We start from the raw sequence: 16,115 nt of genomic DNA, 5'->3' as shown, positions 1-16,115 counted from the left end.
GTTTAGAATTTTTGTCAGCATATGTCGAAATAAGCGTAATAACCCATCCTATCTAACAACAGATGCATCATTTATTGACGGATATGATAAAATAAGAAGTAATGGATTGTGATTCAAAACCGATCTGAAAATCAATGATTTTAGCGAAAGTAGGGAAGCGTATGACCCCATTTGTTCACCTGCATGTGCATAGCGAATACAGTCTACTGGACGGGGCTGCGCGCATAAGGGATCTTGTGAGCCAAGCCGCAGAATCAGGCATGACAGCAATGGCTCTTACCGATCATGGAGTAATGTATGGAGCGATTCCATTTTATAAAGCATGTAAGCAACATGGTATTAAGCCGATTATTGGTTGTGAAGTGTATTACACTGCTGGATCACGTAAAGAAAAAGCAGCACGTAAAGATCAACCGATTCATCATTTATTGTTACTAGCCAAAAATGAGATCGGTTATCGTAATCTAATGAAATTAAGTTCGATTGGACATTTAGAAGGATTCCATTACAAACCTCGTGTGGATGCTGAAGTATTGCAACAGTATCATGAAGGTATTATTTGCCTGAGTGCTTGTCTTGGAGGAGAGATTCCACAACATTTATTACATGAACAACCGGAAGAAGCCAAAAAAGCCGCTCTTCGTTATCAAGCAATTTTTGGTGAAGATTTCTATATAGAATTGCAAGATCATCATATTCCTGAACAGAAAAAAGTAATGCCGTTATTAATCAATCTAGCTAAAGAGCTTAATATTCCATTAGTCGCTACCAATGACGTTCATTATTTAACAGAAGAAGATGCCAAAACGCAAGATGTTCTCATCTGTATTGGTACCGGTAAAACGATGGATGATGAAGGTCGTTTTCGTATTCCAACGAATCAATTGTATCTAAAAGACAGTGAGCAAATGGAATCGTTATTCCGTCATGTGCCTGAAGCGATTACGAATACAAACGTTATTGCAGATCGTTGTGAATTGGAACTGACTTTTGGCGAATCACTTTTACCGTCGTATTATCCGATTCCAGATGAATTATCACCTGAACGTTATTTGGAACAATTGTGTCGTACAGGATTAGAGCAACGTTATCAAGATACGATGTACTGGACAGATCCTCAAGAACGTCAACACATCGAAGAACGTTTAAATTATGAATTAAAAGTAATTGGTAGTATGGGATTTGCCGATTATTTCCTGATTGTATGGGATTTTATGAAATATGCACATGCTCAAGGCATTGTAACAGGCCCCGGGCGGGGTTCCTCAGCAGGAAGTCTGGTTGCTTATGTACTGGAAATTACCAATGTCGATCCGATCAAATACAAATTGTTATTTGAGCGTTTTCTTAATCCTGAGCGGATCACTATGCCTGATATTGATATCGATTTTAGTGATCTACGCCGTGATGAAGTGATCGAATATGTCGTTTCCAAATATGGAAGAGACCATGTGGCACAGATTATTACATTTGGTACATTAGCTGCGCGTGCAGCCGTACGTGATGTAGGACGAGCACTCAATGTTCCTTACGCAGATACAGACAAAGCCGCCAAGTTAATTCCTGCTCAAGTTGGCATGACAATCAGCAAAGCGTTAGATCAAGTTCCCGAATTACGTGATCGTTATGAAAAGTCTGCACCTGTTCGTGAAATGATCGATACAGCGCTTAAGGTTGAAGGTATGCCACGTCACGCTTCTACGCATGCCGCAGGGGTAGTGATTTCAAGTGGAGTATTAACTGATATTGTGCCAATCCAAGAAGGTAGTGAGATTGCCGTATTGACTCAATATCCGATGGAAAGTCTAGAATCGATTGGTATGCTCAAAATGGACTTTCTGGGTCTACGTACATTATCTATTATGGAACGCTGTATGACATGGATAGCAGAACAAGAAGGACATCCTGTTGATTTCTCTAAGATTTCAGACCATGATCCACAGACCTATGAAATGCTAAGCCAAGGCGATGCAATGGGCGTGTTCCAGATGGAATCTCCGGGTGTACGACGTGTGCTGCGTGATCTTAAGCCTACAGCCTTTGAAGATATTGTATCGGTAGTGGCTTTGTACCGTCCGGGTCCAATGGACTTTATTCCCAAATATATTGAATCCAAGCATGGCCGTACCGTTCCAGAATATCCACATCCCGATTTGGAACCGATCCTGAGCGATACGTATGGCATTATCGTGTATCAAGAGCAGATTATGCAGATTGCTTCACAGATGGCTGGATTTACACTGGCAGAAGCGGATTTGCTACGCCGAGCGGTTTCGAAGAAAAAGCGCGAAATTTTGGATGAAGAACGGGTGCATTTTGTTAAAGGAAGTATAGAACAGTCTTACACTGAACAAGAAGCTAATGTGGTCTACGATATGATTGTACGATTTGCAGATTACGGATTCCCGAGAGCTCATGCAGCAGCTTATGGTGTACTTGCTTTTCAGACGGCTTATCTCAAAGCACATTATCCGGTACAATTTATCGCTTCGATGTTAACCGCTGTAATGGGAACACATCGCAAAGTAGCTGAATATGTATTGGAATGTCGCCGTATCGGGATAGAAGTATTACCACCTGATGTGAATACCAGTGGAGTGACATTTACTCCGGTAACAGCAGCGATGCAACAAGAGTTAGAGCAACAATTATTATCTAAAGAATCGGCAACTGATGATGAGAATGCCGAGGCTCAAGATACAGCTTCATCGTCAGAGTCGCCGAATTCATCACAAACTTCTTCATCTACAGGTAATATTCGCTTTGGTCTAGGCGCAGTCAAAAATGTCGGTACACAAGCGATTAATAGCATTATTAAAGAACGTCAAGATCGTCCGTATGACAGCCTGATCGACTTTTGCCGTCGTGTCGATCCCAAAGCGTGTAATAAGCGTGTAATTGAATCTTTGATCCAAGCAGGTGCATTTGATAGTCTACCTGGACACCGTGCCCAATTATTAACGATGCTTGATGATACGATCAAAGAAGCTGCCAAATGGCGCAAAGAACGGGAAGAATTACAGATAGAAATGTTTGCCGATCTGGGATTTGTAGAGACCCATAATTGGGAAGTGTCTTATCCAGATGTTGCGCCTTATACAACCGGAGAACAACTTGAATTTGAACGTGAATTGTTAGGGTTGTATTTATCAGGACATCCGTTAGATGATTATGAGCAAGTGATCGAAGATAGTGGATTGTCCCGTCTGATGAATCTACATGAAGGCGAAGATGAAAGTATTGTCGCTGTAGCAGGTATGGTCGTATCGCTTAAACTGATCACAACCAAGCAAGGAAAATCGATGGCTTTTATGGAGCTTGAAGATCAGATTGAACGGTGCGAAGTTGTTCTTTTCCCTGAAGTGTGGCGTAAAAGTAGTGCGTTAGTAGATAAAGGATTACTGCTCAGTGTACGTGGTAAATTGCAAAAAGAAGATGAAGGATTCAAATTGTTAGCTGAAGAAGTAGTGACCTTGAGTGAAGAGTCTGCACGCGAATTAGCGACCAGAGCTCGTCAACGGATGCATATCGCCAAAAATAAAGCTACTGCACAGACCAAACAGACCAACAAATCGTCATCCACTTCAACCGCTAAGCCTTATACCAAAAGTACAACGTCTGCGAAAAGTGTAGCGCCGACTGAGCAAGAGACGGTTCCTTCTTCATCTGCTTCAGGTGTAGCCAGTGTAGTAAATGATGCACCTCATACCGACAGTCATCCTGAACCGATGTTGAAGCAACGTGTATTTATCAAAATTACCAAAGAAGCTCAACAAGCGGATAAATTAGCAGTACTCAAAAAGCTATTAGCGAGTCATCCGGGGCCTGTAGGTACGTTGTTATTTTATGAAGAAACGCAAAAATTATTTGATCTTAGTGAAACGTATAGCATCAAACCTTCACCTGAGCTATTTCAGGAAATGGAGCAGATGTTAGGCGAAGGCACGGTTAAAGTAAAATAAGTCTATTATGCTAGAGCACATTGATTGTCAACCCGTCAATGTGCCAATTTATCTTCACTTATCTTTGTTGCGATAAAAAAGTGTGGTATGTTATCATTATCCCATTATGTGGGCTTAAAGTGCTGTAACCGCTTCGTTATTCTTTTAAGTCCAATTAGGCTCGGTATAAATGAACAATATATGATATGAATTCCATCGCTGAGGAATACGTACATGGCTGGAGAGGTGTAGTTGTGTTTAGAGATTTATTTCAAAAGAAAAAGAAATATGCGACCATTCCATCCCAACGTTGGGGGAATGAAACAGAGTCTGGTGAAGAACCACAAGAGCGTCCCAAACGTGAGATTCCAGAAGGCTTAATGAACAAGTGTAGCAAATGTGGCACGATTCATTACAGCAAAGAACTGGAGAAAAACCTGAAAGTATGTCCTAACTGTGGTTACCATATGCGTCTGAATGCGATTGACCGCATTATGATGACAGTAGATGATGGACAATTTACCGAAATGGATGCTCGTATGGAATCCAAAGATCCTTTGAAATTCCCCGGGTATGCAAGCAAGCTTGAGCAACAGAAAATGAACTCCGGACTACGTGATGCCGTTATTACAGGTGAAGGTCTGATCGATGGTCAACCGGCAGTACTTGCGGTAATGAGCTTTGACTTCTTTAGCGGAAGTATGGGTTCGGTTGTAGGTGAAAAGATTACTCGTGCGATTGAGCATGCAGATGCTCGTCAGATCCCGATGATTATTTTCTCCACTTCAGGCGGAGCACGTATGCAAGAAAGTATTTTGAGTCTGATGCAAATGGCTAAAACAAGCGCAGCTTTGGCTCGTTTTCAAGAAAATGGAGGACTGTATGTCTCTGTAATTACCGATCCTACGATGGGCGGAGTATCTGCAAGTTTTGCCATGCTTGGAGATGTCAATATTGCTGAACCGGGAGCATTATTCGGGTTTGCTGGACGTATTGTTATTGAACAGACGATTCGTCAGAAATTGCCAGAGAATTTTCAGACCGCAGAATTTAATATGGAACATGGTCAACTCGATATGGTGATTCATCGTAAAGAGATGAAGTCTACATTATCGCAATTGTTGGATTTTCACAGTGGAAAAGGGGGATTTTAAGTGGCAGGAGAGATGCCTTTTGAAATGCCTCTCGTTGAAATGCGTAAAAAGATTGACGAGCTGAAGCAATTCGGACAGGAAAAAGGAATAGATTTCAACGATGAGATTACACGTTTGGAAGAACGATATCGTCAGATGGAAAGTGAAATATACAGTCAGATTTCACCTGCGCAGAAAATGCATCTGGCAAGACATCAACAACGTCCTACTTCGCTGGATCTGATTTCGATCGTATTTAGTGATTTTATGGAGTTACATGGTGATCGTATGTATGGTGATGATCTAGCGATTGTGGGCGGTATCGCCAAATTGGATGGACATCCCGTAACGATTATTGGTCATCAACGTGGTAAAGATACCAAAGATAATATTGCTCGCTTTTTTGGCAGTCCGCATCCTGAAGGATTCCGTAAATCGATGCGTCTGATGAAGCAAGCTGAGAAATTTGGACGTCCGATTATTACATTTATTGATACCAAGGGTGCTTATCCGGGTAATACAGCAGAGGAGCGCGGACAGTCTGAAGCGATCGCTCGTAACCTATGGGAAATGGCGAAGCTACGTGTTCCTGTCGTCTGTGTCGTGATCGGAGAAGGCGGTAGTGGCGGTGCGCTGGCACTTGGTGTAGGTAACCGTGTACTTATGTTAGAAAATGCGATCTATTCAGCGATTTCTCCAAATGGTGCAGCATCCATCCTCTGGAAAGATGCGTCCAAAGCCGATCAAGCCGCAGAAGCAATGAAGATTACAGCAGAAGATTTGCTTCGTATGGAAGTTGTAGAAGACATCGTGCCTGAACCTAAAGGTGGCGCACACAAAGATTACGAAGCAACAGGTGAAGCGATCAAAAAGCATCTGCTTGTTCATTTACGAGAATTATCTCGAATGAATGCAGCTGAATTGATTGAAGATCGTTATCAGAAATTCCGTAAAATTGGTGAATTTACAGAGCAAGCGATGAGCACATTGCCAGCGAGTAGATCCGAAGTGAATATAGAAGATCAACCTCAAGAAGAATTGCAATCCGATGTGGAACCTATTCTTGGGAATGAAGAAGAAATGAAAGCTAAATCTTCACGTTCTAAGCGTCATTCCTAATGGAGCCTTTCCACAATTTCTGAGGAATTTTGACAATCTTCTATACAAAGTAGACAAACTGTAGTAAATTTAATTGTTGGGACTTGTTGAATGGTTTCGGCAAGTCATGTTGGGAAAACAAAATAAAGAGAGACCTTTAAAAACGGAGGAAAATCAATTATGCGTAAAACTAAAATTGTATGTACGATCGGACCGGCAAGTGAGTCTTTAGAAAACACGAAGAAATTAATTATGGCAGGTATGAACGTCGCTCGCCTGAACTTTTCTCATGGTGATTTTGAAGAGCATGGTAACCGTGTTAAAAACATTAAACAAGCAAGCAAAGAACTAGGTAAAACAGTAGCCATCCTGCTGGATACCAAAGGTCCTGAAATCCGTACCGGTAAATTTAAAGAAGAACCAGTAGAATTAGTTCAAGATGAATATGTAACTTTGACTACAGAAGACATTTTGGGTGACCAACATCGTATGCACGTGACTTACAAAGATCTTCCAAGTGACGTTGAAGTCGGTTCAACAATTTTGATCGATGACGGTTTGATCGGTTTGACTGTTGTTGAAGTTCAAGGTACTGAAATTAAATGCCGTATCGTTAACGGTGGACAAATCAAAAGTCGTAGAGGCGTTAACGTACCAGGAGTAAATATTTCACTTCCAGGTATTACAGAAAAAGATGCTAACGATATTATCTTCGGTATCGAGCAGGGTGTAGACTTTATCGCGGCTTCTTTTGTACGTAAAGCAAGCGATGTTCTTGAAATCCGTCAATTGCTAGAGAGCAAAGGTGGTAGCCATATCCACATCATCTCTAAAATTGAAAACCAACAAGGTGTAGATAACTTGGATGAAATCCTTGCTGTATCTGACGGTTTGATGGTTGCTCGTGGTGACTTGGGCGTAGAAATCCCTGCGGAAGAAGTACCATTGGTACAAAAACGCATGATCGAAAAATGTAATCGTGTAGGTAAACCAGTTATTACAGCTACACAAATGTTGGATTCAATGCAACGTAACCCGCGTCCTACTCGCGCTGAAGCAAGTGACGTAGCGAACGCTATTTTCGACGGTACAGATGCAATCATGCTTTCTGGTGAAACAGCTGCTGGTAAATACCCAGTTGAATCTGTATTGACAATGTCTCGTATTGCTGAAAAAGCAGAATCTGCTTTGAACTATCACGAGTTGTTCCTTAAACAAACACATGCACAACAAACAACAGTAACAGAAGCGATCAGTCAATCTGTAACAAACTCTGCAATGGACTTGAACGCAGCAGCGATCATTTCTTCTACAGAGTCTGGTCATACAGCACGTACTGTTTCTAAATACCGTCCGCAATCTCCAATTATTGCTGTAACCACATTGGAGCAAACAATGCGTCGTCTTTCTCTAGCATGGGGTGTGTTGCCTGTTAAAGGTACACAAGCTCATTCTACAGATGAGTTGTTTGAAATTGCTTTGCAAGGTGGACATGATTCAGGTCTACTTAAAGAAGGAGATTTGGTTGTGATTACTGCGGGTATTCCTTTGGGTCAATCCGGTTCTACGAACTTGATCAAAGTGGCTCAAATGCCTGCTAAATCGTAATAGAATATTAATCAATAGTGCAAGATAGCATCATATCAGAGAAAGCAGTGGATCATTCCATTGCTTTTTTTGATGATTTTTATAGACCTATTTAAATTTTGAAATGAAAGCAGAGGTACCACATGATGGCAAAAGAACGATTAAACTTACCTAGCGATTGGCACGGAATAGCTTTTCGTGTACGTTATCAAGAAAATGATCCAATGGGCGTAGTGTATCATACGAATTATTTGAACTGGTTTGAATTAGGACGTACCGAAATGATTCGGGATCTAGGATTCCGTTATAGGGATATGGAAGCCGCAGGATTATTATTACCATTAATCGATGCGTCATTGTCATATGGACATCCAGCAAGATATGATGATCGTGTAGCAATCTATACCCGTATAACAGAGTTTTCCAAGCTTCGTATAGATTATGAGTACAAAATCCACTTATTAGATGAACATGATACAGCCGTAGGGGATTCTTCATCTGCTGGAGAACGTCCTATTTTTAAAAGGGATGCAGAGTTACCGGGAACGCCTTTGACAAGCGGTTCTACCAGACATGTGTGGGTTAATAAAGACTTCAAGCCTGTACGACTTGATAAACAAGTGCCTGCGTTGTATTATGCACTTGTAGAATCTTTACAGATGTAGTCTGGTTGGATAGAGAAAGGAGAGGTACTTTTGGGTAAGGGCATCGGCAAATGGATTATTGCATTGATTATTATAGTGCCACTCCTAGAATGGTATGTTTTTTTACAGATGATTGAATGGATCGGTGGCTGGAACACCCTTATTCTTTTACTCACCACATCGCTGGTTGGTATATTGATGATGAGATTTGAAGGACGTAAAGTGATTGAAGATACCAAGCAACAGATGGACGCTGGCGAACCACCAGGACGAAGAATGCTAGACGGTCTATGTGTGTTTGTAGGCGGAGTGATGTTAGTATTACCGGGCTTTATTTTGGATATTATCGGATTTACGCTTGTATTCCCATTAACACGTCCAATTTATCGTAATCTGTTATTACGCTGGATAGAGAAGCGGATGAAAAAAGGCAGTATTACAATTCACCGTGGTGGTCAATAAGCTTACCTACTTTAGTCATCTTTTAGATGAATAGGCGCTCTATCAAAGGATCACAATCGATCATAACAAACAGGCAGTCCTTTAGATCATTACTTCTAAAAGGACTGCCTGTTTTAGTCTGTTTTTATAAGATGGTAATGATTATTTCTGATAGAAGAGTATGAAAATATAGGATTGAGAAATGGATTCTACATCCTTATGCAATGACTTATCTTGCTTTGCCATTCACAATATAGTTGCGCAGATCACGGAACACATTAGCACGATTGAGAGCAGAAACAATAACAAGCGTTACAGGCCCAATCAATAGTCCTAGAGCTCCAAATAGCTTGAGTCCTACAAACATACTGATTAAGGTGGCTAAAGGATCAAGACCTACACTACTCGCTAGCACTTTAGGCTCCATAATCTGCCGTACAACCAACACAATGACATAAAGTACACTTAGACCAATCCCCAGACTGAGATCGCCGCTCATAAAGTTGTAGATCGCCCACGGTATCATCACAATCCCTACGCCAAGATAAGGCAGTAGATCGACAGCACCGATGAGTAGACCAATCAACAAAGCCGATTCGACTCGTAAAATAAACAGTCCGATAATGACAATAATACCTGTGATCGAAATTAAAATAAATTGTGCACGTACATAACCCAGCAATGCTTTTTGCAAATCACGCCAAATCGTCACCATCGTCAATCGGATATTAGAAGGAAACCAACCTGAGACGATACGGGTATGCTTTTCCCAGCTATTACTGATAAAAAAAGCAGATAACACAATAACCACAATGATCCATGCAAAGTTAGGCAGTGCTGTTAAAAAACCTAATAGATAGTTAAGAATACCTGTCACAATACTGCTTATCGTACTTGAAAGACTCTGCGTAGTTTGATCAAGGTTGTTATTGATCGTGTCCCCATAAGGGGTATCTTTCAAAAATCCATTGATTTGATTCGTAATATTTTGTAGACTGTCATTTTTGGTCCACCCGACAAACATCTCACGCCAACTATCCATATGATCGTTGAATGTCTGCATCAGTGTGATCGTTTGTTGAACAAGCCTTGTCACCAGAAAAGACAGAAGGGCTAATAATCCACCAAAATAAACAAGCAATGAAATCGAAACAGCTAACCAACGTGGAAAGCGAGCACGATTCTGCAATAACCGAACTAACGGATTCATTGCATAAGCAAATAACCAGGCAAGCAATAATGGATAAAGAAGCGGAAAAAGATAACGTACAGCAATAGCCGTAATCACAATAGCGACCAGTACCCATATTCCACGTAAAATCCGATTACGGATCATAATATTCAATGAATGGCTCTCCTTCTACTCAATATAGTCATAAATATGTAATCAGCATCATATATGATGTTAAACGGCAGACAAGACTTTTGAAACGAAAGGGCTTATAATTGATAATGTAAAGGGTTACAAAAAAATTCTTATGAAGCTGATAAAACAATTTGATGTCACAAACACTTCTCCTTTTGTTCACAACTCCGTCAAAATAAAGTATGATGAGAGAAGGTCCTTGGAAGGTTAGTGGTAGGTGTTTGGATCATTAGAACTCTTTTCAACAATTGTGAAGGACCTTACTAGCCAGTTTTTAAATTTTTCCATATTTAAAAATGTAAATGTTTTCATTCCCGTAAATGGGCAAAATCACAATCATTCCGTTCTGCAAAGGAGAGAGTAATATGACAGCTACTAAAGGATTGGAAGGCGTTGTTGCAGCAAGTTCATCTATTAGTTCTATCGTTGACGGCGTACTTACATACCGTGGAATCGATATTGATGACTTAGCTATTAACGCAAGTTTTGAGGAAGTGGCTTATTTGTTATGGTTTGGCAAACTTCCAAATCAAGCAGAGCTAGATCAATTGCAAAAAGATCTAGATGAATATGCTACCTTACCAGAACCATTGATTGCGCAAATGAAACTTTATCCTAAAGATATGAATCAGATGGCAGCTCTTCGTAGTGCGATCTCTGCTCTTGCTCTATATGATGATCTAGCTGAAGATATGAGCCAAGAAGCTAATCATAAAAAAGTAGTCAAATTGCAAGCACAATTGCCTGCGATTGTAGCTGCTCTTGGACGTATTGCAAGTGGTAAAGAGCCGGTCGCTCCTAAAAAAGGCGTATCCATTGCTCATAACTTCTTGTATATGTTAAATGGCGAAGATCCTGAAGACACAGCAGTTAAAGCATTAGATCAAGCACTTGTTCTGCATGCGGATCATGAATTGAATGCTTCTACATTTGCTGCTCGTGTTACGGTAGCGACTTTGTCTGATATTCATTCCGGTATTACTTCAGCAATTGGCGCGCTTAAAGGCCCACTACATGGTGGAGCAAATGAAGCGGTTATGAAAATGCTTGAAGAGATCGGTTCGATGGATCGTCTAGAAGGTTATATCCAAGAACAACTAGACAACAAAGTAAAAATCATGGGCTTCGGTCACCGTGTATACAAAAATGGTGATCCACGTGCCAAGCATTTACAAAAAATGTCCAAAGAGCTAGGTGAAATGAACAACGATCTAAGTCTATACGAAATGTGTATTCGGATCGAAGAAATTGTAACGGGTAGCAAAGGACTCAAACCGAATGTTGATTTCTATTCAGCTTCTGTTTATACCATGCTAGGTATTCCGCGCAATTTGTTTACACCTATTTTTGCAATCAGCCGTGTATCTGGATGGTCTGCACATATTTTGGAGCAATACGAAAACAACCGTATTATCCGTCCGCGTGCAGAATATGTAGGGCCTGTTGATCAGAAATATATTTCGATTGAACAGCGCTAAAATCAGTATTTCATTTCATATGCAAGTAGATATTTCTCATATGACCCAACGTCTGGTAAAATAAAGACAGAACTGTGCATGTCTGTGAAGGTAAGCATATACAAATGATTTGTACCATGCATATACCTGAAGAGGAGCCGGCGAGTAATTTATACCCAAGTGTATAGGGTATTCAAAGGTTTCCTTTTGATGTGTGTAAACGCCTTCTCTTACGATGCCACAGCCATATCCCTTAAGGAGGAACATAATTATGCCGAAGTTTGAAAAATACGAATTACCTACTACTGGTGAGAAAATTACAATCAATGATGGAGTTCTTAATGTACCTAACAACCCGATCGTCCCTTTTATTGAAGGTGATGGTACAGGACGCGATATCTGGAAAGCATCTGTACGTGTATTGGATGCAGCGGTAGAAAAAGCTTACGGTGGTTCCAAAAAAATCGCATGGTACGAAGTATTTGCCGGTGAAAAAGCGTTCAATACATACGACGAGTGGTTGCCAGCTGATACGCTGACTGCAATTCGCGAATATATTGTAGCGATCAAAGGACCTTTGACTACACCTATCGGTGGTGGTATTCGTTCATTGAACGTAGCTCTTCGTCAAGAATTGGATCTGTATGTATGTCTTCGTCCTGTTCGTTACTTTGACGGCGTACCTTCTCCTGTAAAACGTCCTGAATTGGTAGATATGGTTATTTTCCGTGAGAATACAGAAGATATCTATGCAGGTATCGAGTACCAAGAAGGTACAGAAGAAGTGAAAAAAGTATTGGCATTCTTGAAAGACGAAATGGGCGTTAACAAAATTCGTTTCCCAGAAACATCCGGTATCGGTATCAAGCCTGTATCTGAAGAAGGTTCCAAACGTCTGGTTCGTGCTGCTGTTCAATACGCTATTGATCACGAGCGCAAAACAGTTACTTTGGTACACAAAGGAAATATCATGAAATTTACTGAAGGAGCTTTCAAAAACTGGGGTTATGAAGTGGCTGAAGCAGAATTCGGTGATAAAGTGTTCACTTGGGCACAATATGACAAGATCAAAGAAGAAAAAGGTGCAGATGAAGCAAACGCAGCTCAAAAAGCAGCTGAAGATGCTGGCAAAATCATCGTAAAAGATGCTATTGCTGATATCGCATTGCAACAAGTATTAACACGTCCAAATGAATTTGATGTTATTGCTACATTGAACTTGAACGGTGACTACTTGTCTGATGCTCTTGCTGCACAAGTAGGCGGAATCGGTATTGCACCGGGCGCAAACATTAACTATGTAACAGGACATGCTATTTTCGAAGCAACTCATGGTACAGCTCCTAAATATGCTGACAAAGATCTAGTAAACCCAGGTTCTGTAATTTTGTCTGGTGTTATGTTATTGGATCACTTGGGATGGCATGATGCTTCTGCATTGATCTATAAAGGTCTAGAAAAATCAATCAACAACAAAACAGTAACATATGACTTTGCTCGTCTAATGGATGGCGCAACAGAAGTGAAATGTTCTGAGTTCGCTGACAAAATTATCGAAAACATGTAGGAGGATAACCTATGACCGTCATTAAGCGCAAAAAAATCACAGTGGTCGGTGCCGGTTTTACCGGTGCAACTACAGCTTTGATGCTTGCTCAAAAGGAACTTGGTGACGTAGTACTGGTTGATATTCCACAGTTGGAGAACCCAACTAAAGGTAAAGCGCTCGATATGATGGAAGCAAGCCCTGTACAGGGCTTTGATAGCCAGATTAAAGGGACATCTGACTATGAGGACACAGCATCTTCGGATGTGGTGATTATCACAGCAGGTATTGCTCGTAAGCCGGGTATGAGCCGCGATGATCTCGTGAATACGAATGCAGGAATCGTCAAATCGGTATGTGAACAAGTCAAGCAATATTCACCTGAAGCGATTGTGATTATTTTGAGCAATCCTGTAGATGCAATGACTTATGTCGCGTATCAATCTTTGGGCTTTCCCAAAAATCGTGTGATCGGACAATCCGGTGTACTGGATACAGCTCGCTATTGTACCTTTATTGCAGAAGAACTAAATGTATCGGTAGAAGATGTACGTGGATTTGTGTTGGGTGGTCATGGTGACGATATGGTGCCGTTAGTACGCTATTCTAGTGTAGGCGGTATTCCTATCGATACATTGATCTCCAAAGAACGTATTCAAGAAATTGTACAACGCACTCGTGTAGGCGGAGGCGAAATTGTGAATCTATTGGGGAATGGTAGTGCTTACTATGCCCCGGCAGCATCACTTGTACAAATGACAGAAGCGGTTCTGAAAGACAAGAAGCGTATTTTACCGATTATTGCTTATTTAGAAGGCGAATACGGTTATAATGATCTCTTTATGGGCGTACCTGCTATTCTAGGGGGCGGTGGAATCGAGAAAATCTTTGAATTGGAATTGACCTCCGAGGAAAAAGCTGCTCTTGAGAAATCTGCTGATTCTGTCCGTAACGTGCTTAAAATCGTTAACGTATAATGTCTAAACAAAAAGGTTTCCACATTCTGTGGGAGCCTTTTTTGTTATGTTTTGATTTAAATTTAAGTACAAACAATTTTTACTAATATGACAAAAATTAGACACACGACCTTATAAAATCAAGACGAAAATATGTATTTTCATAACTTTATCCGTTAAAATAAGATAGTATGGCCGATTGATCGCTAGAGTGGCTATAGATAAAAAGAGTGGAGGTTAAAGGATGGCAGAAGTATTAGTGTTTGTACACATCTTAGGAGCATTGTCGATGGGCTTTTATTTGTTTTTACCTGTTGTGACAAGTAAAATAGCTAACAGTTCAGCAGAAGCCCAATCAGGCAGTATCGCTATGTTTCGTACATTGAATCGTATCGCCCAATTTGGATTGATTGTGCAATTATTAACAGGTGGTTACTTAATGACCAAAGGGAATTATTCAATCGCTTGGATGGTTGTTGTGTTTGTATTATTTTTGGCAATCGCTGCGATTGGTGGAATTATGGGTAAGCCTTTACGATTAGCATTCGCCGATATCAATGAGAACAAAAATATTACACCCCACATCGGCAAAATTCGGTCACTAAGCATGATACTGGCTGTATGTCTGGTTGTTATTAGTTTCTTTATGGTATTCCGCGACATTATTTAATATTGTAGCGTAGACACGTTTACCCACACATAGTAGACCATCTGAACAGATGGATAAGAACGTACACATAATTGGATATAGACGACCAACCGTTACTTTTGAAGTAGCGGTTTTTTGTTGATTTGCTTGCTGAATGTTTCGGTTATTGAAATTAGGATACTTACCCCAAAATGTGTATTTCAATACATTAATTTATAATGAAATAGATGTTTAAACATGTATAGACAGTGGTAAATAATGGACGGAAGCAACAAATGGAATCATCTTATGCATGTGTGAATCATCCATTTTTTATATTCGAGAGGAGAATTAATTATGTCTAGCGAAGAACAAACATTACCTCCACAACATCAGGAAAAACAACCAGGAATCGAATCGGAAATGACTCCACGTCCAGAATTTAAAGCGCCTGCGTATCAGGCAGCAGGTAAGCTGAAAGATAAAGTAGCAATCATTACAGGCGGGGATAGTGGTATCGGCCGTGCTGTAGCTATTTTGTACGCTAAAGAAGGTGCAGATGTAGCGATTGTCTACAAAGATGAACATAGTGATGCAGAAGAAACCAAAAAGTTTGTCGAGCAAGAAGGACGTAAATGTATTCTACTTCCAGGTGATGTAGGCGACGAATCATTTGCGAAGCAAGCTGTAGAAAAAACCGTATCTGAATTAGGTAAATTAGATATTGTTGTCAATAATGCAGCAGAACAACATGTTCAACAAAGTATCGTAGATATCACGGCTGAACAGTTAGAACGTACTTTCCGTACGAATATTTTCGGTATGTTCTTTATTACCAAAGCAGCTGTACCGCATCTTAAAGAAGGTTCTGCTATCATCAATACGACATCAGTTACCGCTTATCGTGGTGAGCCTGTATTGTTGGATTACTCTTCTACCAAAGGTGCAATCACAGCCTTTACACGGGCTCTATCTATGAATATTGTAGAAAAAGGAATTCGTGTCAATGCTGTTGCTCCAGGTCCGATCTGGACGCCATTGATTCCTGCTTCATTTGACGAAGAAAAAGTAAGCAAATTCGGAGCAAGCCAACCGATGAAGCGTCCGGGACAACCGGAAGAAGTTGCTCCAGCTTATGTATATCTAGCAAGTACAGATTCTTCTTACGTAAGCGGTCAGATTATTCATGTTAACGGTGGCGAGATCATTAACGGATAATACAGACGTTATCTAGCATAGATTTGACAATAACATCATAATTAAAATCACAAAAATATGGAAAGACGGTAGATCAGGGAGCTATTGACCTGTGCTATCG

12 protein-coding genes are annotated in these 16,115 nt (G+C 40.5%); 11 read left to right on the top strand and 1 reads right to left on the bottom strand.

Going from position 1 to position 16,115, the window contains the following annotated elements; all coding sequences use genetic code 11:
• Positions 1-161 precede the first annotated feature (161 nt).
• From RCP16_RS11540 to RCP16_RS11515, 6 genes are all read left to right on the top strand, one after another.
• Positions 162-3,962, top strand: a complete 3,801-nt coding sequence (locus tag RCP16_RS11540; RefSeq protein WP_308640302.1) for a DNA polymerase III subunit alpha — start codon at positions 162-164, stop codon at positions 3,960-3,962.
• 233 nt (positions 3,963-4,195) lie between these two features.
• The gene (accD, locus tag RCP16_RS11535) at positions 4,196-5,095 is read left to right on the top strand and encodes an acetyl-CoA carboxylase, carboxyltransferase subunit beta (RefSeq protein ID WP_069326980.1); all 900 of its coding nucleotides are present in this window, start codon (positions 4,196-4,198) and stop codon (positions 5,093-5,095) included.
• Positions 5,096-6,193 carry an acetyl-CoA carboxylase carboxyltransferase subunit alpha gene (locus tag RCP16_RS11530; protein ID WP_069326981.1) on the top strand — a complete coding sequence of 366 codons (1,098 nt, stop codon included), beginning with the start codon at positions 5,096-5,098 and terminating at the stop codon, positions 6,191-6,193.
• Between the two features lie 159 nt (positions 6,194-6,352).
• Complete coding sequence (gene pyk / locus RCP16_RS11525) at positions 6,353-7,780, top strand: pyruvate kinase (protein WP_069326982.1); 1,428 nt, start codon at positions 6,353-6,355, stop codon at positions 7,778-7,780.
• 125 nt (positions 7,781-7,905) lie between these two features.
• Complete coding sequence (locus tag RCP16_RS11520) at positions 7,906-8,424, top strand: acyl-CoA thioesterase (RefSeq protein WP_069326983.1); 519 nt, start codon at positions 7,906-7,908, stop codon at positions 8,422-8,424.
• A gap of 30 nt (positions 8,425-8,454) precedes the next feature.
• Positions 8,455-8,865, top strand: coding sequence for an FxsA family protein (locus tag RCP16_RS11515; RefSeq protein ID WP_371748083.1), 411 nt, complete (start codon positions 8,455-8,457; stop codon positions 8,863-8,865).
• A gap of 208 nt (positions 8,866-9,073) precedes the next feature.
• On the opposite strand, the gene ytvI is transcribed toward RCP16_RS11515, so the two are convergent.
• Complete coding sequence (gene ytvI, locus RCP16_RS11510) at positions 9,074-10,189, bottom strand: sporulation integral membrane protein YtvI (RefSeq protein ID WP_308640301.1); 1,116 nt, start codon at positions 10,187-10,189, stop codon at positions 9,074-9,076.
• Between the two features lie 386 nt (positions 10,190-10,575).
• On the opposite strand from ytvI, the gene RCP16_RS11505 reads away from it, so the two are divergent.
• The 5 genes from RCP16_RS11505 (at position 10,576) to RCP16_RS11485 (ending at position 16,015) form a co-directional block, all read left to right on the top strand.
• Positions 10,576-11,688, top strand: coding sequence for a citrate/2-methylcitrate synthase (locus RCP16_RS11505; RefSeq protein ID WP_069326985.1), 1,113 nt, complete (start codon positions 10,576-10,578; stop codon positions 11,686-11,688).
• A 250-nt stretch (positions 11,689-11,938) separates the two neighbouring features.
• Positions 11,939-13,234, top strand: a complete 1,296-nt coding sequence (gene icd, locus RCP16_RS11500) for an NADP-dependent isocitrate dehydrogenase (protein WP_069326986.1) — start codon at positions 11,939-11,941, stop codon at positions 13,232-13,234.
• Positions 13,235-13,245: 11 nt separating this feature from the next.
• Complete coding sequence (mdh, locus tag RCP16_RS11495; RefSeq protein ID WP_069326987.1) at positions 13,246-14,190, top strand: malate dehydrogenase; 945 nt, start codon at positions 13,246-13,248, stop codon at positions 14,188-14,190.
• A gap of 223 nt (positions 14,191-14,413) precedes the next feature.
• Positions 14,414-14,839 (top strand): hypothetical protein, encoded by a 426-nt coding sequence (locus RCP16_RS11490; RefSeq protein WP_308640300.1) that lies wholly within the window; start codon positions 14,414-14,416, stop codon positions 14,837-14,839.
• A gap of 315 nt (positions 14,840-15,154) precedes the next feature.
• A complete protein-coding gene (locus RCP16_RS11485) occupies positions 15,155-16,015 on the top strand; it encodes an SDR family oxidoreductase (RefSeq protein ID WP_308640299.1) in 861 nt (286 codons plus the stop codon).
• Positions 16,016-16,115: the final 100 nt, after the last annotated feature.

The sequence above is a fragment of the Paenibacillus nuruki genome (assembly GCF_963311185.1).
GTDB classification, from domain to species: domain Bacteria; phylum Bacillota; class Bacilli; order Paenibacillales; family Paenibacillaceae; genus Saccharibacillus; species Saccharibacillus nuruki.
The sequence above is the reverse complement of the archived record's forward strand: the minus strand, read 5'-3'. Positions and strand labels throughout refer to the sequence as shown.